The organism is Streptomyces sp. RLA123 (genome assembly GCF_056270165.1).
The window spans coordinates 5,534,036-5,548,303 of the sequence record NZ_JBWDOR010000003.1; the positions used below are offsets into that span (position 1 = coordinate 5,534,036).

18 protein-coding genes and 1 pseudogene are annotated in these 14,268 nt (G+C 69.1%); 9 read left to right on the forward strand and 10 right to left on the reverse strand.

Going from position 1 to position 14,268, the window contains the following annotated elements:
• Positions 1-75: 75 nt before the first annotated feature.
• The 4 genes from RV983_RS25245 to RV983_RS25260 form a co-directional block, all read right to left on the reverse strand.
• Positions 76-348, reverse strand: coding sequence for a hypothetical protein (locus RV983_RS25245; protein ID WP_475988011.1), 273 nt, complete (start codon positions 346-348; stop codon positions 76-78).
• 867 nt (positions 349-1,215) lie between these two features.
• Complete coding sequence (locus RV983_RS25250; protein WP_475988012.1) at positions 1,216-1,803, reverse strand: hypothetical protein; 588 nt, start codon at positions 1,801-1,803, stop codon at positions 1,216-1,218.
• Positions 1,800-2,315 carry an RNA polymerase sigma factor gene (locus RV983_RS25255; RefSeq protein WP_475988013.1) on the reverse strand — a complete coding sequence of 172 codons (516 nt, stop codon included), beginning with the start codon at positions 2,313-2,315 and terminating at the stop codon, positions 1,800-1,802. The genes RV983_RS25250 and RV983_RS25255 overlap by 4 nt, the downstream gene beginning before the upstream one ends.
• A 136-nt stretch (positions 2,316-2,451) precedes the next feature.
• Positions 2,452-2,784 (reverse strand): hypothetical protein, encoded by a 333-nt coding sequence (locus tag RV983_RS25260; RefSeq protein ID WP_475988014.1) that lies wholly within the window; start codon positions 2,782-2,784, stop codon positions 2,452-2,454.
• Between the two features lie 319 nt (positions 2,785-3,103).
• Between RV983_RS25260 and RV983_RS25265 the strand changes: the two genes are divergently transcribed.
• The 5 genes and pseudogenes from RV983_RS25265 to cutA all read left to right on the forward strand — a co-directional run bounded on the left by RV983_RS25265 (position 3,104) and on the right by cutA (position 7,704).
• Complete coding sequence (locus tag RV983_RS25265; RefSeq protein WP_475988015.1) at positions 3,104-4,762, forward strand: YVTN family beta-propeller repeat protein; 1,659 nt, start codon at positions 3,104-3,106, stop codon at positions 4,760-4,762.
• Between the two features lie 45 nt (positions 4,763-4,807).
• A pseudogene (locus RV983_RS25270) lies at positions 4,808-5,176 on the forward strand (putative phage holin); the annotation flags it as partial.
• 127 nt (positions 5,177-5,303) lie between these two features.
• Positions 5,304-5,831, forward strand: coding sequence for a hypothetical protein (locus tag RV983_RS25275; protein WP_475988016.1), 528 nt, complete (start codon positions 5,304-5,306; stop codon positions 5,829-5,831).
• Between the two features lie 959 nt (positions 5,832-6,790).
• Positions 6,791-7,237: a hypothetical protein gene (locus RV983_RS25280; protein ID WP_475988017.1), complete on the forward strand. Its 447-nt coding sequence runs from the start codon at positions 6,791-6,793 to the stop codon at positions 7,235-7,237.
• Positions 7,238-7,371: 134 nt separating this feature from the next.
• A complete protein-coding gene (gene cutA, locus RV983_RS25285; protein ID WP_475988018.1) occupies positions 7,372-7,704 on the forward strand; it encodes a divalent-cation tolerance protein CutA in 333 nt (110 codons plus the stop codon).
• A gap of 1 nt (position 7,705) precedes the next feature.
• Here the strand turns inward: cutA and RV983_RS25290 are convergent, their stop codons facing one another.
• Entirely contained in the window at positions 7,706-8,014 is a 309-nt protein-coding gene (locus RV983_RS25290; protein ID WP_475988019.1) for a hypothetical protein, read from the reverse strand.
• 129 nt (positions 8,015-8,143) lie between these two features.
• Positions 8,144-8,998: a twin-arginine translocation signal domain-containing protein gene (locus RV983_RS25295; protein ID WP_475988020.1), complete on the reverse strand. Its 855-nt coding sequence runs from the start codon at positions 8,996-8,998 to the stop codon at positions 8,144-8,146.
• 231 nt (positions 8,999-9,229) lie between these two features.
• On the opposite strand from RV983_RS25295, the gene RV983_RS25300 reads away from it, so the two are divergent.
• The 4 genes from RV983_RS25300 (at position 9,230) to RV983_RS25315 (ending at position 11,695) form a co-directional block, all read left to right on the forward strand.
• Positions 9,230-9,592: a recombinase family protein gene (locus RV983_RS25300; protein WP_475988021.1), complete on the forward strand. Its 363-nt coding sequence runs from the start codon at positions 9,230-9,232 to the stop codon at positions 9,590-9,592.
• A gap of 181 nt (positions 9,593-9,773) precedes the next feature.
• Positions 9,774-10,751: a radical SAM protein gene (locus RV983_RS25305; protein WP_475988022.1), complete on the forward strand. Its 978-nt coding sequence runs from the start codon at positions 9,774-9,776 to the stop codon at positions 10,749-10,751.
• Positions 10,748-10,924 (forward strand): hypothetical protein, encoded by a 177-nt coding sequence (locus RV983_RS25310; RefSeq protein WP_475988023.1) that lies wholly within the window; start codon positions 10,748-10,750, stop codon positions 10,922-10,924. The genes RV983_RS25305 and RV983_RS25310 overlap by 4 nt, the downstream gene beginning before the upstream one ends.
• A gap of 75 nt (positions 10,925-10,999) precedes the next feature.
• Complete coding sequence (locus RV983_RS25315) at positions 11,000-11,695, forward strand: hypothetical protein (protein ID WP_475988024.1); 696 nt, start codon at positions 11,000-11,002, stop codon at positions 11,693-11,695.
• A gap of 453 nt (positions 11,696-12,148) precedes the next feature.
• On the opposite strand, the gene RV983_RS25320 is transcribed toward RV983_RS25315, so the two are convergent.
• The 4 genes from RV983_RS25320 to RV983_RS25335 all read right to left on the reverse strand — a co-directional run bounded on the left by RV983_RS25320 (position 12,149) and on the right by RV983_RS25335 (position 14,249).
• Positions 12,149-12,487, reverse strand: coding sequence for an Imm51 family immunity protein (locus tag RV983_RS25320; protein WP_475988025.1), 339 nt, complete (start codon positions 12,485-12,487; stop codon positions 12,149-12,151).
• A gap of 257 nt (positions 12,488-12,744) precedes the next feature.
• On the reverse strand, positions 12,745-12,984 hold the full coding sequence (locus RV983_RS25325) for a hypothetical protein (RefSeq protein ID WP_475988026.1): 240 nt from the start codon (positions 12,982-12,984) through the stop codon (positions 12,745-12,747).
• Between the two features lie 269 nt (positions 12,985-13,253).
• Complete coding sequence (locus RV983_RS25330) at positions 13,254-13,703, reverse strand: hypothetical protein (RefSeq protein WP_475988027.1); 450 nt, start codon at positions 13,701-13,703, stop codon at positions 13,254-13,256.
• Between the two features lie 339 nt (positions 13,704-14,042).
• Positions 14,043-14,249: an Imm32 family immunity protein gene (locus RV983_RS25335; RefSeq protein ID WP_319133891.1), complete on the reverse strand. Its 207-nt coding sequence runs from the start codon at positions 14,247-14,249 to the stop codon at positions 14,043-14,045.
• Between the last annotated feature and the right edge of the window lie 19 nt (positions 14,250-14,268).

Below are 14,268 nucleotides of genomic sequence, written 5' to 3' on the forward strand. Positions count from 1 at the left end.
GCGTGCACGTAGAGGTGTGAGGCGGTCGGCCGCTCCGCGGCGTGACGGACGCGGTGCCTAGGCCGGCGGAGACCGTCACGGCGGGTTGGCCGCGGCTCGGCAGGCACCGGTCGCGGCACCGCCCGGCACGCCGGCCCCGGTCAGGGCGTTCACGCAGCCCCGCAGGTCACCGTGCACACCCTGGGTGCACGCCATTCTGACGGCGTCCGAGATCTCGACGCCCGTTTGCTGGACCATGTTCGTGCAGGCCGGGATGTCCGCGTGGGCGGTGGGGACGGCGAAAGCGCCGCCGCCGAGTGCGAGGGTCAGACCGGTGAGGACACCGGCGTAACGGACCGACATACGCATGGGAGGCACCTGCTCTCCGGGGCTGGTCGGGGATTCCGAGGCGCCGAGCAGCGGTGACGAGCGGTGCAGGACCGTGGACCCAGGCCCCCGTACGCGCCTGCTCGGCAGGACCACCCCTCCTTTGTCCGACACTAGAGCAGCCCACCGCCGCGCGCACTCCGGTCCTGCGGCGGCGGCCCCGGTGGGCCTTCCACGGGCCGGAAACGGCGCGGACGGGGTGGTCCGCCCCCGCCCGGGCGGGGAAGAGAGCACTGCCACGACGCCCGGGTGCTCCCCTGGGCTCCCGGAGCCGATGACGGCTCGATCCGTTCCGGACCCTCCGTCGAACCGCCCGCCCGTGCCCGCCGGCGCACGAGCCGCCGGCCGACCTCTAGGATGAGTCATGCGTACGAATCCGGCGCATTCCGGGCCGAGTTGGCACCGGCGACGCGGAGCGGCACTGGCTTCCCTGCTGGTCGCGGCGCCCTCGGCTGGACGGCGTTCGCGCTGAGCGTGCACGCGATGGGTACGACCCCTCTGGACCCGGACAGCGCGACCGATGCCGATCTGGCCCGGTTCGGCGCCGCCGTGATGGCCGTCACCGCGGCGGTGGCCTCCGGCCTGTGGTGGCGCCACTGGGCGACCGTACGCCGGCCGGTCATCGGCGGCTGGGCGTGTGCGGCGTTCGCCGTCTCCGCCATCCACTCGATGTTCCTCGAACCGGTGATCGTGTTCGCCTCCTGGGGCAGGAAGGCCCCGGCGATCGCGTTCACGTGCGCGGTGCTCGCGGGCGGTGTACGGGAGGCCGCCTCGGTGACGGCACCGGCCGCCGGCCGCACGAACTCGCCGATCCGGTGTCCGGCTGACGACGCGGCGTCCTGCTCGTCCTCAACCGCTCGCGACGGGTTTGGAGCCGATGGCCGCGCAAGCCGCCTGGTCCGTGGGGTAGCCGTCCGCCGGATAGACGACCGGCGCGCCGAAACCCCCATGCCGTGTGGAGCCGGAGGACGTGCCGCGATCGGGCTGCGGGATCGGGAGGTAGCACGCTGCGAACCGGGCCGGCTGCGGCCTGCCCTGCCACATCTGACCCCAGCCCGCCGCGCAGGAACGAGTGGGGTCATGCGGATCGAAGTCCTTCGTCACCTCAGAGGGCGGTTCACTGAGGTCTGCCTCGACCGTCAACGTGCGCGCGCACATGAACCTGTTCCCGTCCTCCCCCCAGGGTCCGAGCGTCGCGACGGCTGCCGTGGTGGCACCCCCGAACAGTACGGCCGCGACCCCGCCCACCAGGAACAGGCGGCGTCGACGCCGGCTACGGTCGGTGGGGGACGGTTCCTCGGTGCGTCGCAGAATGTCGTGCAGCACGCTCCGGCCCGCGGCGGACGCCGCCCAGCCGTCGGTGCCGTCGTCGGGGCGCACGGCCCGGACGGCGGCGAGATCGGGCGCGTGCCGGGGCTTGCCGGCGGTCTTCCTCATGCTGACTCCCGCGGGGCGAAGTGAGGGTGCCGGCGCGTGCCGGGGACGGGATGCGCGTGGTCAGCGTCTGTCAGTGCGGCCCTGAAGCGTTTCCGTGCGCGGTGCAGGCGTACGGCGAAGGCGGCGGCGGTGCAGCCCATGACCACGGTCGCTTGGCGGGCCGTCAGGTCGTGCCAGGCGCTCAGCAACAGCGCCTCCCGATCCGGCTCGGAGAGCGCCAGCAGGGCGGCGGCCACCTCGGAGCGGGTCCCTGTCGCGTCCGCGATCTCCGCAGTCCCCGGCCGGTCGGCCAACGCCGCCATGCGCGCGGTCGCCGCGAGATACCGCTGGTCGGACCGTACCCGGTTGGCCAGGAGCCGCCGGGCCGAGGCGAGCAGCCACGGCAGGGCGTCATCAGGAACGGAGCCGGACTTGTGCCAGGCGAGCACAAAGGTCTCCGAAAGGATCTCCTGGGCTGTCTCCCGGTCCGTGCGGTGCCGCAGATATCCGAGGACCCGGTCGGCATGAGCCATGTAGAGAGCCTCAAGCGCCTGGTGCCCGGCGGGGTCACCGACGGCTGTTCGTCGTCGCTTCACTGCACCTCCGTGATGTCTGTCCGTCAACCAGGAGATGTACGGCCGGGCCTGATTTCTTACCGCCCGGGACGACTCACTCTGCCGGGCCCGAGGCGGTCCCCGGGCCGGCGGTGCGGGGGGCGGCGTCGGCGAGTGCGCTGGCGAGCATTGCCGAGACAGCGAACACCCCGATCCCATCGTTGAGTACGGGCGCGACGTAGCGGGGCCAGTCCCTCTTGTTGAGCTCGTGCTGAGGTGGAAGGTCCGGAGACGGTGCGTCGAAATACATCTCCCACTCGACGACGGCGTCGTCTGCACAGAAGTCATGGCAGGCCAGCGATGTGAATGCCGGCCCGGGACCTTTGAGTCGGGTCTTGGCGGCAGTCTCGTCATCGGCAGCGAGGAAGAAGAATATGTCTGTGCTCACCCCGGCATGATGGCAGGTCGCGGGCGGGCGCTGCCTGCTTTGTGCCAGGCGGAAGCGTTCCGTCCTGAGCTCATGAGAGAAATCCCGGGAAGCGGTCACGTTCAGAGCATTCCGGCTGGCAGAGCACCGTGGCGGCCCAAAGGATGTGCATTGACGGCAGGCGGGGCGCTCTTTACTGCTCAGCCGTCGCAATTCATCATGACGGCTCCCAAGAGCCGACCGGCCTGGAGGAACAATGTCCCTCATCCGCCCTGAGCTCATATCCGGCGGCGTCTTCGCAGATTTACACCGTAGCGCACGGCACCAGTGGCTCACCCGGTTGAGCGTCATCCTGGCAGCGCTTTCCCTCGCCCTCCTACCCACTGCTGCTCCTCACGCCTCCGCAGCAACACACAAAGACCTGCTCCACCATCGCTTGAACCCCGCGCGCGGATCTGAGGTGCCCGCTGTGCAGGGGCGTGTGGCCGCGCCGTTGAGCGCGGCGTTCTCCACGGTGACGATCCCGGCGGGCACGACCCCGCTGGCGGTGGCGGTGGCGCCGAACGGCAACGTCTACGTCGGCAACGCCAATTCGAACAACATGACGGTGATCAACAGCACCACGAACACCGTCCTGGCCACCGTCCCCGTCGGCTCGAGCCCGGCCATGGTGGCGGTGGCGGCGAATGGCAACGTCTACGTCACCAACCAAAGCTCGAACAACGTAACAGTGATCGACAGTACCAATAACACGGTCCTGGCCACCGTCCCCGTCGGCGGGGGCCCGTTCGCGTTGGCGGTGGCGCCCAACGGCAGGGTCTACGTCGCCAACTCGACCTCGAACAACGTGACGGTGATCGACAGTACCAATAACACGGTCCTGGCCACCGTCCCCGTCGGCGCGGTCCCGGACGCGGTGGCGGTGGCGCCCAACGGCAGGGTCTACGTCGCCAACCGAAACGCGGGCACCGTAACGGTGATCGACAGCGCCACGAACACCGTCCTGACCACCCTCCCCTCCGGCGGGTTCCCGGGCGCGGCGGCGGTGGCGCCCAACGGCAACGTCTACATCGCCAACCAGACCTCGAACAACGTGACGGTGATCGACAGTGCCACGAACACCGTCCTGGCCACCGTCCCTGCCGGCACGGTCCCGGGGGTGCTCGCGGTGGCGCCGAACGGCAACGTCTACGTCACCAACACCGTCTCGAACAACGTGACGGTGATCGACAGTGCCACGAACACCGTCCTGGCCACCGTCGCCACCGGCGGGGGCCCGTTCGGAATAGCGGTGGCGCCGACCGGCAAGGTCTACGTCGGCAACTCGAATTCGAACAACGTGACGGTGATCGACAGTGCCACGAACACCGTCCTGACCACCGTCCCCGTCGGCGCGTTCCCGTTCTACGTGGCGGCGGCGCAGAACAGCAACGTCTACGTCACCAACGCCAATTCGGCGAACGTGACGGAGATTTCGCCATTGACGGTGACGACCTCACCCACGTCGCCGACGTGCGGGCAACCGGTGACGTTCAGCATTTCCGGGGGCACTCCGAACGGGACAGCGGTGGTGGACTTCGGGGACGGCAGCCCCACGGTCAACGTCGCCCTGGACGCCACCGGGAGCGGGCAGACCAGCCACACCTACGCCGCCGGTACGTTCACCGCGACCGTGAACGGCAACCCCACCTCCGTCACCGTGTCGACGGGATCCGGCGGGCAGTGCTGTCGCGGTTGGTCCCACGCGGGCGATGGCGCGAAGACTTCGCGGTCACCCCGACCGCACTGCTGCGCCGACACCGGCAACTGGTCAAACGGAGATGGACCTTCGCCCAGCGCCGTCGCCCCGGCCGCCCATCCATCACCCCGGCCGTCAAGCGGCTCACCCTGCGATTGGCCCGGGAAAACAGCAGCTGGGGCCACCGCGGCACCCGGTGCGTCCACCTCGCCGACATCACCGCCCAGCGGACCACGCAGCAGGCCAGGAACTTCGCCATGACGTCGGAATGCCGGATGGAAGAGTTTCGCTTCCTCCTCCGGGATCGTCGAGCCGCGGAACCTGTACCGCTCGTTCACGCGCGTCGCCGGCAGCGCCGGTCTTCGCGTGATCCGGCTGCATGACGCCCGGCACGGCTGCGCCACGCTGGCCGCGGCCCGCTTCGTCGCGATCTACCACCTGCGGGCGCCCTGGCGTTCGACCGCGACAGGCCGCCACATCATGACCCTCGTCGCCGTCCTCGGCGTCCTCGGCCTCTACACGATCCTCATCACCATCTGGCCCGAGGGGCTCCTCGCCGACATCCTCCGCGCCGTCCGCAGCACGATCCTCCTCGTCATGGCCGTGCTCATCAGCGGCTTCACGCGCATGGTCACCGACGCTCAGCGCAAGGAGCGCGACCGGCCGCCCGAGTAGTGCGAACCCTCCCGCACCCGCCCCCCACCGCCCTCGGGCGGTGGGGGGGGGTCTTTCCGTATTTTCACCCGCATTGTCAGTACCCGCCCGTACCGTCGGCATCAGACCCAGTGATCAGGGAGCGCCGATGCTCGAGACGACGACCGACGACGACGTCCTCACACCGGAGCAGGCGTGCGCCGTCCTCGACTCGGCCGACGGCGTCGAGGAGACCGCGCTAGCCGAGCTCGCGCTGCGCGTGGGCCTGCGCGGCCGCGAAATCCTCGACCTGGTCCTCGACGACCCGGCCGAGCAGCAGCTCACCGTCGTCCACCGCTTCCATGAGCGGCGCATCGCTATCGCCCCTGCCGCGGGCCGCGCGGTCGCCGCTCAGGCGGAGGCCGCCGGCGTCGGCCCGGGCGAGCGGCTCTTCCCCGACATGACCGAGTACCGCCTCGTCCAGCGCATTCACGGTGTGTGCACGGACGCCGGCGTCCTGTTCGTCCCGCTGCCTGTCCTGCGACGGACGGCCATCTCGAGCGCCCTGGACTACGAGGTCTCCCTCGCCGACGCGCAGGCGTACTTCGGCTTCACCGTCGACGGCGTCCTCCCCGACCTCCGGCGCGGCGCCGATGTCCGGATCGCCGAGATCCTTGAGCAGGCCTATTGCCCCTGACCGACAAACGATCGGTATGGTCGAGATCGGATCGCGCCGCGCTCGCCCCCCCTGTGCGACGGATCCCCAGGCCCCGCCGTACATCCCCCCCCGTGCGGCGGGGCTGTTTGCTACCTACGGTCCGGGCGGCACCGCTGCCAGGGCGTAACGTCCTCCATGCCGCGGGCGACCTCTATCTCCTGCCGGCCCAGCCACCCGTCGCCTGGAACCTCGCAGTCGCCGCGGTGCAGCACGCCGCGGCCATATCCCGCGCCGCTCGGGTCCGGGACGCTCTGCAGGCGCCAGCGCAGGCCCCTGGCGCTCGGCGTCCCGGAGGGGCTCGCGGCCGCGGTGCGGTCGGTGCGGCTGCGCGAGAGTGCCGGAGCGGTCCACAGGGCGGCGCGCAGGGCGTGGCGCAGGCCCGGATTCCGGGCGCCGCGCGGGGCCGCGCTGGACCCTGGCGATCTTGGCGTCCACCGCGGCAAGCTGCAAGCGCAGGTAGGTACGGAGCACCTGCAGGCGCTCCAAATCCGGCGGCAACTCGCTCATATGTTCGACTTTAGTGGGAGGGGGCCCAACCCCCAAGACGGACATCTGAGTTCCTGGGCCGCCGCCCGGGGTGGGCAATCGCCGCAGTGGAGCATCCCACGGCCCCTTCTGATGCCGCTCCGGTATGGGATGTGAGTCATCCGCCCAGCCCGGCCCGCCCCGACTCGCGCTTCTGACCCACGGTCCGTGCGCGGCGCGAGTGACTTCTCCGGCCCTGATGCGCCGCTGGCGCAGGCCGCGGAGAGGCCTTGGCGACGACCGGCCGCAATCGTGTTCTGGGTCCACGGGAGAGCCAGGTAGGCACCGAATCGGGCACAAGGGTGAGGCGTCACTTCCAGCCAGACGCTCACCGAGAGGTTGACCGCACCCGTTCAGGGGCCCATGATCCTCGATCAAGTAAACGACACTGGAACAAACGTGAGGCAAACTCTATGAAGACGAATCTGAGGAACCGCGTCATAACGTTTCTGGCGGCTGGTGCCCTCGTTGGCGGCACCTCTCTCACGCTTGGAGCGGGCAACGCGGCGGCAGCCGACTTCACCTTCTCAAAGCACGACGACGGGGGAGGGTTCTTCAGTATCGGCGCCTACTACGGCGGCACCTACGCGGGCGCCATGACGTGGAACGCTGACCCCGTGAGCAACTACCCCGGCGACGCGTTTCGGGTGGTGGACGTGCTTGGCGACGGGTACGGCATCGAGGCGCGCATGGTCGACCCGTCGACGGGACGTGTCGCCACCACACGTGGCCACAGCGCCACCTACTTCAGCGCCTGGAACACCGGGGATCTGACGGAGGGCACCCCGGTCTTCATCCAACTCTGTTTTGTCAAGGGCCTCGCTGAGCACTGCAGCATCGCCTACGAGGGCCACGCGTAAGCACGCGCAGGCTACCTGATCTCAACCAGCTCACGTGGATCCGCACTTGCTCGGGCGCATGAAGCGCGAGCCTGTTCGCGGGCGCCTCAAGGACGTCGGGGGTGCAACCTGGCCGGGCGGATACGCTCCCCGGCATGGCTGACCACCTCGAAGTATCGACAGCAACGGAGACCCGCGAGCAGGCCGTGGCGCTGGCTCGGTCAGCAGTGGGAGAACGGTTGGCGGCCGGCGCCCAGATCATCGGCCCGGTGATCTCCGCGTTCTGGCACGACGGCCAGTTCGGGACGGGCGAGGAGTGGAAGCTCCTCATGACGACCTCGGCGGAGCGTTACCCCGCCCTGGAAGCCCACCTGTTGAAACACCATCCCTGGGGCAACCCCCAGGTCTCGGCGACCGCGATCGTCGCCGGCTCGGATGGCTGCCTGCGCTGGATCAGCGACAGCACCACGCCGCGCCCCGGCGAGTAGGTCAGGCGAGCGCCTTGTCCAGCACCTCGGCGACCACGGGCAGCGTCCGGTGGCCGTCGAGCTGCTGCAGGACAGGCTCGAGGCGCTGCCGCGGCCGGACCGACGCCACCCCGGCGGACAGATCGAGGGCGCGGCCAGTCACCGCGGCCGCCTGCTCGACCTCACCGGCGGCAAGGTAGGAGTCCGCGAGCCACGACAAGTACAGCGCCTTGTCCCGGGCGTGCCGGTCGTCGTACGCCTCGAGCGCCTTCTCCAGGACGGGCACGGCGCGCAGCGGCCGGCGGAGCTCGGTCCAGCACCGGCCGGTCATGATGGCGAGCTCGGTGCTGTCGACCCACGCCGACCAATCCGGCTGCGGACCGGAGACCTCGTCGAGGGCGGCGCGCGCGGTCTCCAGCGAACTCCTCGCGAGGGACGCGTTGCCCGCGACCGCGTAGGCTCAGGCGAGCCGCTCGAAGAGGAGAGCACGCACACCCGGCGCGGCGTCCGGTCCGGCGGTCGCGCACGACCGGGCGGCGATCTCGATGGCCGCCTGGCGGTCGTTGCCGAGGGCCTGGTACGCCAGGAAGGCCAGTGCGTTGCCCGCCAGGCCCGCGTCACCGGCTTCCCCCGCCGCCCTGTGGCTGGCCTCGTACAGGCCGCGCGCCTCGGCGTGGCGGTCGCCGTCGAATGCCGCCCATCCGGCCTGCTGTGCCTGCTCGGCGAGGACGGAGAGCAGGTCGCGCCGGACGGCCTCGGTGCACACGGTGTGCCGGACCGTTGCGCGCGTCCGCTGGTACTCGTCGAGGTAGACCCGGTAGGTGTCCCCGCCGCCGAGGATCTCGTCCAAGCCCCGCAGGCGTGCGGTCCGCCGGCGTAGCTGCTCGGGAGCGTCGGCGCCGACGCGGCGCCCGGCTGTGAGGTGGACCGGCTCCGGGAGCCCGGCAGCGAGTCCGGCGCCGGCCACGGCCGAGGCCTTCACCAGGAAGTCCCGGCGCTTGATGTTCTCGGCCGCGTCCTCGGCGGCCTCCCATGCGCGTGGGGCCAGGCCCACCATGCGCCCGGGGATGCGGAACACGTCGGCGATGAGCGCGATCTTCTCGAACGTCGTGATGCGACCGCGGCCACGCGCCAAGGTCCCGACCCTCTCCGGTTTGATGTCGCAGGCCGCGGCGATCCGCGAGTAGCTGATGCCGGCCTCCCTGCGCGCCAGGAGGAAGACCGTACCGAAGTCGTGCTGGCTGAGGGCGGCTTGCATCTCGGGTCGTTCCAGGAGATCCCGAGGCAGCACGGTCGGCGGTACGTAATCGCTCATGAAATGGCCCCGTGCGCTTGGCGTTTGTAACCCGAAGTAAGCGTATCCCCACGATGGGTACCCGTCGGCGGGAAGCGAAGAACGCGCTGCGCGCGGATGGTAAAGCGATCAGTCCCCGGCGGCCGCCTCACACGGCCCCGGGGCGGACCACCTGACGCGGAAGCAGGTAGCCATGGCACAGCGTAGACATTCCGGTCCGGGTGCGTTCGCGGCATTCGGGAAGCGGCCGCGATGACCGGCCGCACGGGGGAGTCGCGTCGGGCTTTGATCTACGTCTGCACTACGCAGTACGGGGACGTCCACCGCGTCAGGGTCGAACTCCGCGACTACGCCCAGCAACGCGGCTGGGAAGTCGTCGGCGAGTACGCCGACCGCAACGGCCTCGCCGCGAACGAGGCCGAACGGCCCCAGTTCCATTTGGCCCGGGCCGCCATCGCCGCGGGCCACGCCGAGGTCTTCCTGACCAAATACCCCACGATGCTTGGGCTCTGCGCAGGCGAGGCCACCGAGACCCCCGACTTCGAGCGGTGGCTCGCCAGCCACGGCGCCGAGGTCTGCACCGCGTGGCGGCCGCGCGAGATGGCCAGCACGTGACCCGCCAACTCGCTCCGACCCTCGACGAACCCGGAGAGCACCCCATGCACGCACTGATCGCTGCCCCTGTCGGGGACGCCCACCTCCTCCTGCACCCTGGCAGCCCGAAGGCCGTCAAGCTCGGCGCGGCCAAGTTCGCCGACCTGCAGAGCGCGGTCCAGGCCGCCGAGGCGGTCCCGTCGTGGCTCGTCGATCCCGTCGCCGCTCCTGGGGTATCGACCTGGCGGGCCACCCCGCGGCCGGCACGGTCCTCGTGCGGGACCCGAGCCCGTACGAATTCAGCCGCGCCACGCACGAGATCAACTTGGGCTGCGACTTCGACTGCGAACACTGCTACCTCGGCGAGAAGAAGTTCGAGGGAGTGGACCTGGCGGGCAAGGAGCGGCTGCTCCTCACCCTGCGGGACGCGGGTGTGATCTGGCTACAGATCACCGGCGGTGAGCCGCTCATCGACCCGCACTTCCCGTTCGTGTACGAGCGCGCCCACGAGCTCGGCATGCAGGTCGAGATCCTGTCCAACGGCTCGCCCCTGCGCAGCGACCGCATCTTCAACCTGCTGGCCAAGTACCCGCCGACGAAGTTGTCCCTGAGCGTGTACGGCGCGACCGCCGAGACGTACGACGGTCTCACCAGGAGGCGCGGCGCCTTCGACCGCTTCACCGAGGGCCTGGCCCGGGTCGTGGACGCCCGGCTGAATCTCGATTTCAGCCTGATCATCACCCGCCGCAACGCGCACGAGCAGGACGCCATGCGCGCGTGGGCGGACGAGCTCGGCATCCCGTACCGCGAGTACGCGAACATCTCGCCCACGATCTACGGCACGGGCGAGACGCTGCCGACCCAGTCGCCCGAACACCTCACCCAGTGGGAGCCCTTCACCGGCTGCCCCGCCGGCGTGACCTTCTTCCACGTCGACCCGCACGGGCGCGCCTCGATCTGCAAGGTCGGCCGTGACCCGTCCATCGACCTCCTCGCCGAGGGCGTGGAAGGTCTCGCCCGACTCGGCGGCATCGCCGAGTCCCTCATGCTTCGCACCGGAGGATGCAGCGGCTGCACGCTGTCCGCCACCTGTCGGGTCTGCCGGCCGATGGCACGCGTCTTCCAGGAGGCGAAGGCACCACTGCAGAACTACTGCCAACACGGAGGTACTACTCCATGACCCCTGCCCTCGCTCTCGCCGAGCGCCCCACGGCCCCGGCCGCGCCGGTACTCGTCGGGCTGTCGCCGACCCGGACAGCCCCGGACCTGGACGCCGTCGTCCTGGTCGACGACGTCGACGCCCTCCTCGCCGGCACCCTGCCGGGCTGCGGCAACGACAACCCCTACCAGTAAGCCGTCTCAGGCCGAGGGGGCTGCGGCTCATGCCGTCGCCCCCTCGGGCCGTTCCCGTCTGGAAAGCTCCTGCCTATGCCGACGCAGCGATTCACCGAGATCCCGGCCGACGCCCTCGGCATCATCGAGACGCTCGCCGGACCCGTCCTCAAGGCCGTCACTGTTTCCACCGGCCTGAACAGTGAGATCGCCGCCCGCATCTACAACGACGTCGGCGCCATCGTGTTCGTGAAGGGCATGCGGGTCGATCATCCCCGGGTGTGGACGCAGGAACGTGAGGCCTCCATCAATCCGTATGTGCGGCCGCTGGCACCCGCGATGCTGTGGCACGTGCTGCATGGCGGGTGGGATCTGCTGTGCTTCGAGGAGATCGACGGCCCTCACGCCAGCTATGCGCCCGGCTCCCCGCACCTGGACCTCGTCGGCGAGGCCGTGCAGACGCTCGCCAGCCTGCCGGCGCCCGACCTCCCGCTGAAGACTAACGGGGACCCTAGACGCACCGGGCACCCAGAACTGGTGGCCCCGTTCACCGGTTGCCCGGTCGCGAGCCCGGCCCCCTCCGCGCGATTCGGAGGGGGCCGGTGCCTTCACAACGTCAGTACGGGGCGGGGTAGGTTCCCGACTCGCCCGACGTACGCCAGATCGAAGCGCAACCCCCCGCAACCCCCTATTCGGGGGCTCTGTCGCGCACGCTACTCCCGGAAGCGGTCGGCGGCGAGGGGGATCCGCCCCCGCCTGCTGGGAGACGAGGCTCTCCAACTCCACTGCTGACCTGGGTAAACCGCTTGATCATCTGGGAGAGATTTGGGAGACGCCACGGCGTAGGGCGCCGTATTCCAAGAGTTTCCGACCGTAGGCCGACCGTGCCACAAGCGAAAGGCCCAGGCCGCCGAATAGCGAGTGACCTGGGCCTTCTTACGCTTCCCACCAGTTCAGACTGGTGGGCGTGGACGGTTTCGAACCGCCGACATCTGCCTTGTGAGCTCGCGCCAGGCTCCTCACGGACTGGCGGAAGGCGCCTGCGCGGGCGGCCTCTCGTCAGTCTTCGGTCGCCCCGCTCCGCAGTGATGCGTTGGCGTTGATGTCATCTGGTGATGTCAGCCGATACGGCGGGCGGAGCGAGTGCCCAGAAGATGCCGGCCGGTCTGCCGGCACCGATCGCCGCTGCGGCAGGATGCTGAGCTTTGTGACCGTCCGCTGTCGTTGCCGTCGGCGTTGCCGTCGTCAGTCGTCGAACTCGAAGCCGTCTGCTTCCGCCAACGCGATCAACTGCCGTGCCCGGTTACCGTCAGTGGCCACGGCACTCATCCGAATGCCCAACTCTTCAAGTGCGCCGGAATCCGTACCGTTGGCGCAGAACATGCCTGCCTCCGAGTCGTAGTCGAAACGCCCTTCGAGCGCCGGCGCCTCAGTACTGACGAGCCGCCGAGCTACGCCTTCCCAGAAGTATCCGTTGGGTTCGTGACCGAGCTCATCGACTACGTCGCGGACAGTCGCGGCTCCGGTGTCCAGCGACAGCGAGTACTCGCCAGGGGAAAACTCAAACAGCCGCATCGGATCCATGGGCGGAGCCTGACAGGTGTCCGCGCCGCACCGCAAAAGTCGGGAGCCAGCTTCGGGGCGGCGGAGTGCCACCGTGTCTGGCAGGGCGAATCGAACCCGCGCTCTGAGCTTGGGAATCACCGGTTTCGAGAGGCACCGATCTCCCCTGACCGGCCCCAACGGGCTGCCTGAACCGCCGCATCGGCACTTGTCGATGACCTCGATTGACCGCGGTTCACCGCCCGATCGGGCACGCATCGGGCACGGGTCAAGCCCGGTTACTCGTTGTCGGACAACCAGCCCTGTGCGTACGCGACGGCTGCGTTCGTCAGTTCGTCCGTGCGCTCCCCCGTCGCCGCAACCTCCCACTGTCCGACTGGTGCGTCAAACAGCCTCGACACGACGATGAGCAGTCCCTCCGGGCCGATGCCCTCGAACTCGACGCTCCAGCGGTCGAGCAGTATGTCTGTGACCCCTACAACGTAGTAAGGCCGGCCAGCCAGCGTCACATCTCCCACAGCGGCACCTCCCGAGCCGAACGTACCTGGACGCTGCGTCCAGCAACACCGCTTTAGGAGCGAGGTGGGACGGCCCTTGTCCTGACCTGGGGTTCCATGCCCTGGGCGGAGTCCGGCAGCACGTACCCTGGTGCACCTCTATTCCCCGTGGGACCCCGCTCGTTCTGGCAGGGATGTGGCACGACCGCTCTTCGTCTCAAAACGGCCGTCCCCGTGGTTCCCCACTGATTCCCGTCCGGTGAGGCGCGCGCGAACCCCTCACTGCCCTGTCAAAGCGGGTCGACTCCCCATATCTCGATGGGCTCGTACGCTCCGTCTCGGAAGTCGAAGATTGTCACGTCGGTGTCGTGGATGTCGCGGAAGTGGCCCCCGTAGCCGGGCCGCGCGATGTGCGGGGCGAGCAGGTCCAACAGGCTCCGAAGGTAGAGCATCGAGTCGTCAACCCAATGATTGCGTGCGAAAAGTTCCCATTCATACAGCTCCCCATGGTTCGTGAACTCTTGCACCTCGCGGTGCAGGGACACGGCGTCTCCACCGGGCAGACGGCGGTTGGCGTAGCTGTCGGGGACCAGCAGTGGGTACAGCTGTCCGTCTTGGTCGTCGAGACCATCGGGAAAGTCGGCGTCCATGCCCAGATGCCATCGCAGTGCGGCCATTACCCATTCAGGGGTGTCGTCGCTCAAGTAGCAGGAGAGGACGACTTCGTAGCGAGTGCTCATGGACGGCATTGTGTATGGCGGGACTGACACCAACATCGAGTGCATGCGCGCGCCCCTCGATGCGAACTATGGGCGCGACGGTCGTCGAGGTCTGCTGCAGTCATCGGGTGGCTGCCCAGTGGCGCTGGCGGTTGGCTGCGGCCGTGGTGGTTGCTGTACTTCACTGCTGTATAGCAAGGACTCCGGAGAACCCGCCGCTTTGAGCCGTGATCGAACGATAGTTACACCCAAGCCCGATTGTTCTACAGGCGTCGATCGGCTCCGCTTGTGACCTGCGATGACACAGTGGGTGACCGTCGTCGTCTGGCAACCTCGGACGGCCCAGCGACGACCCCAGGATCAGATCTTGTCATCCCGTTCGAGGATGAGGCTGCCGGAGCCATCTTCGAGGTCGATCCCCGCATCGAGGTGCATGTGATACCCGTCCGCAAGATCCGGACTCGCCAGGCTCTCCAGCCGCTCGGCGAGCGCACGGAGCCCTGCGGCGTTGCCTGCGATCGTGGTTTCCGCACCTGCGGCCATGACTTTGATGCGAGGTTCATCCATGGCGCGCACGGTATCGCGG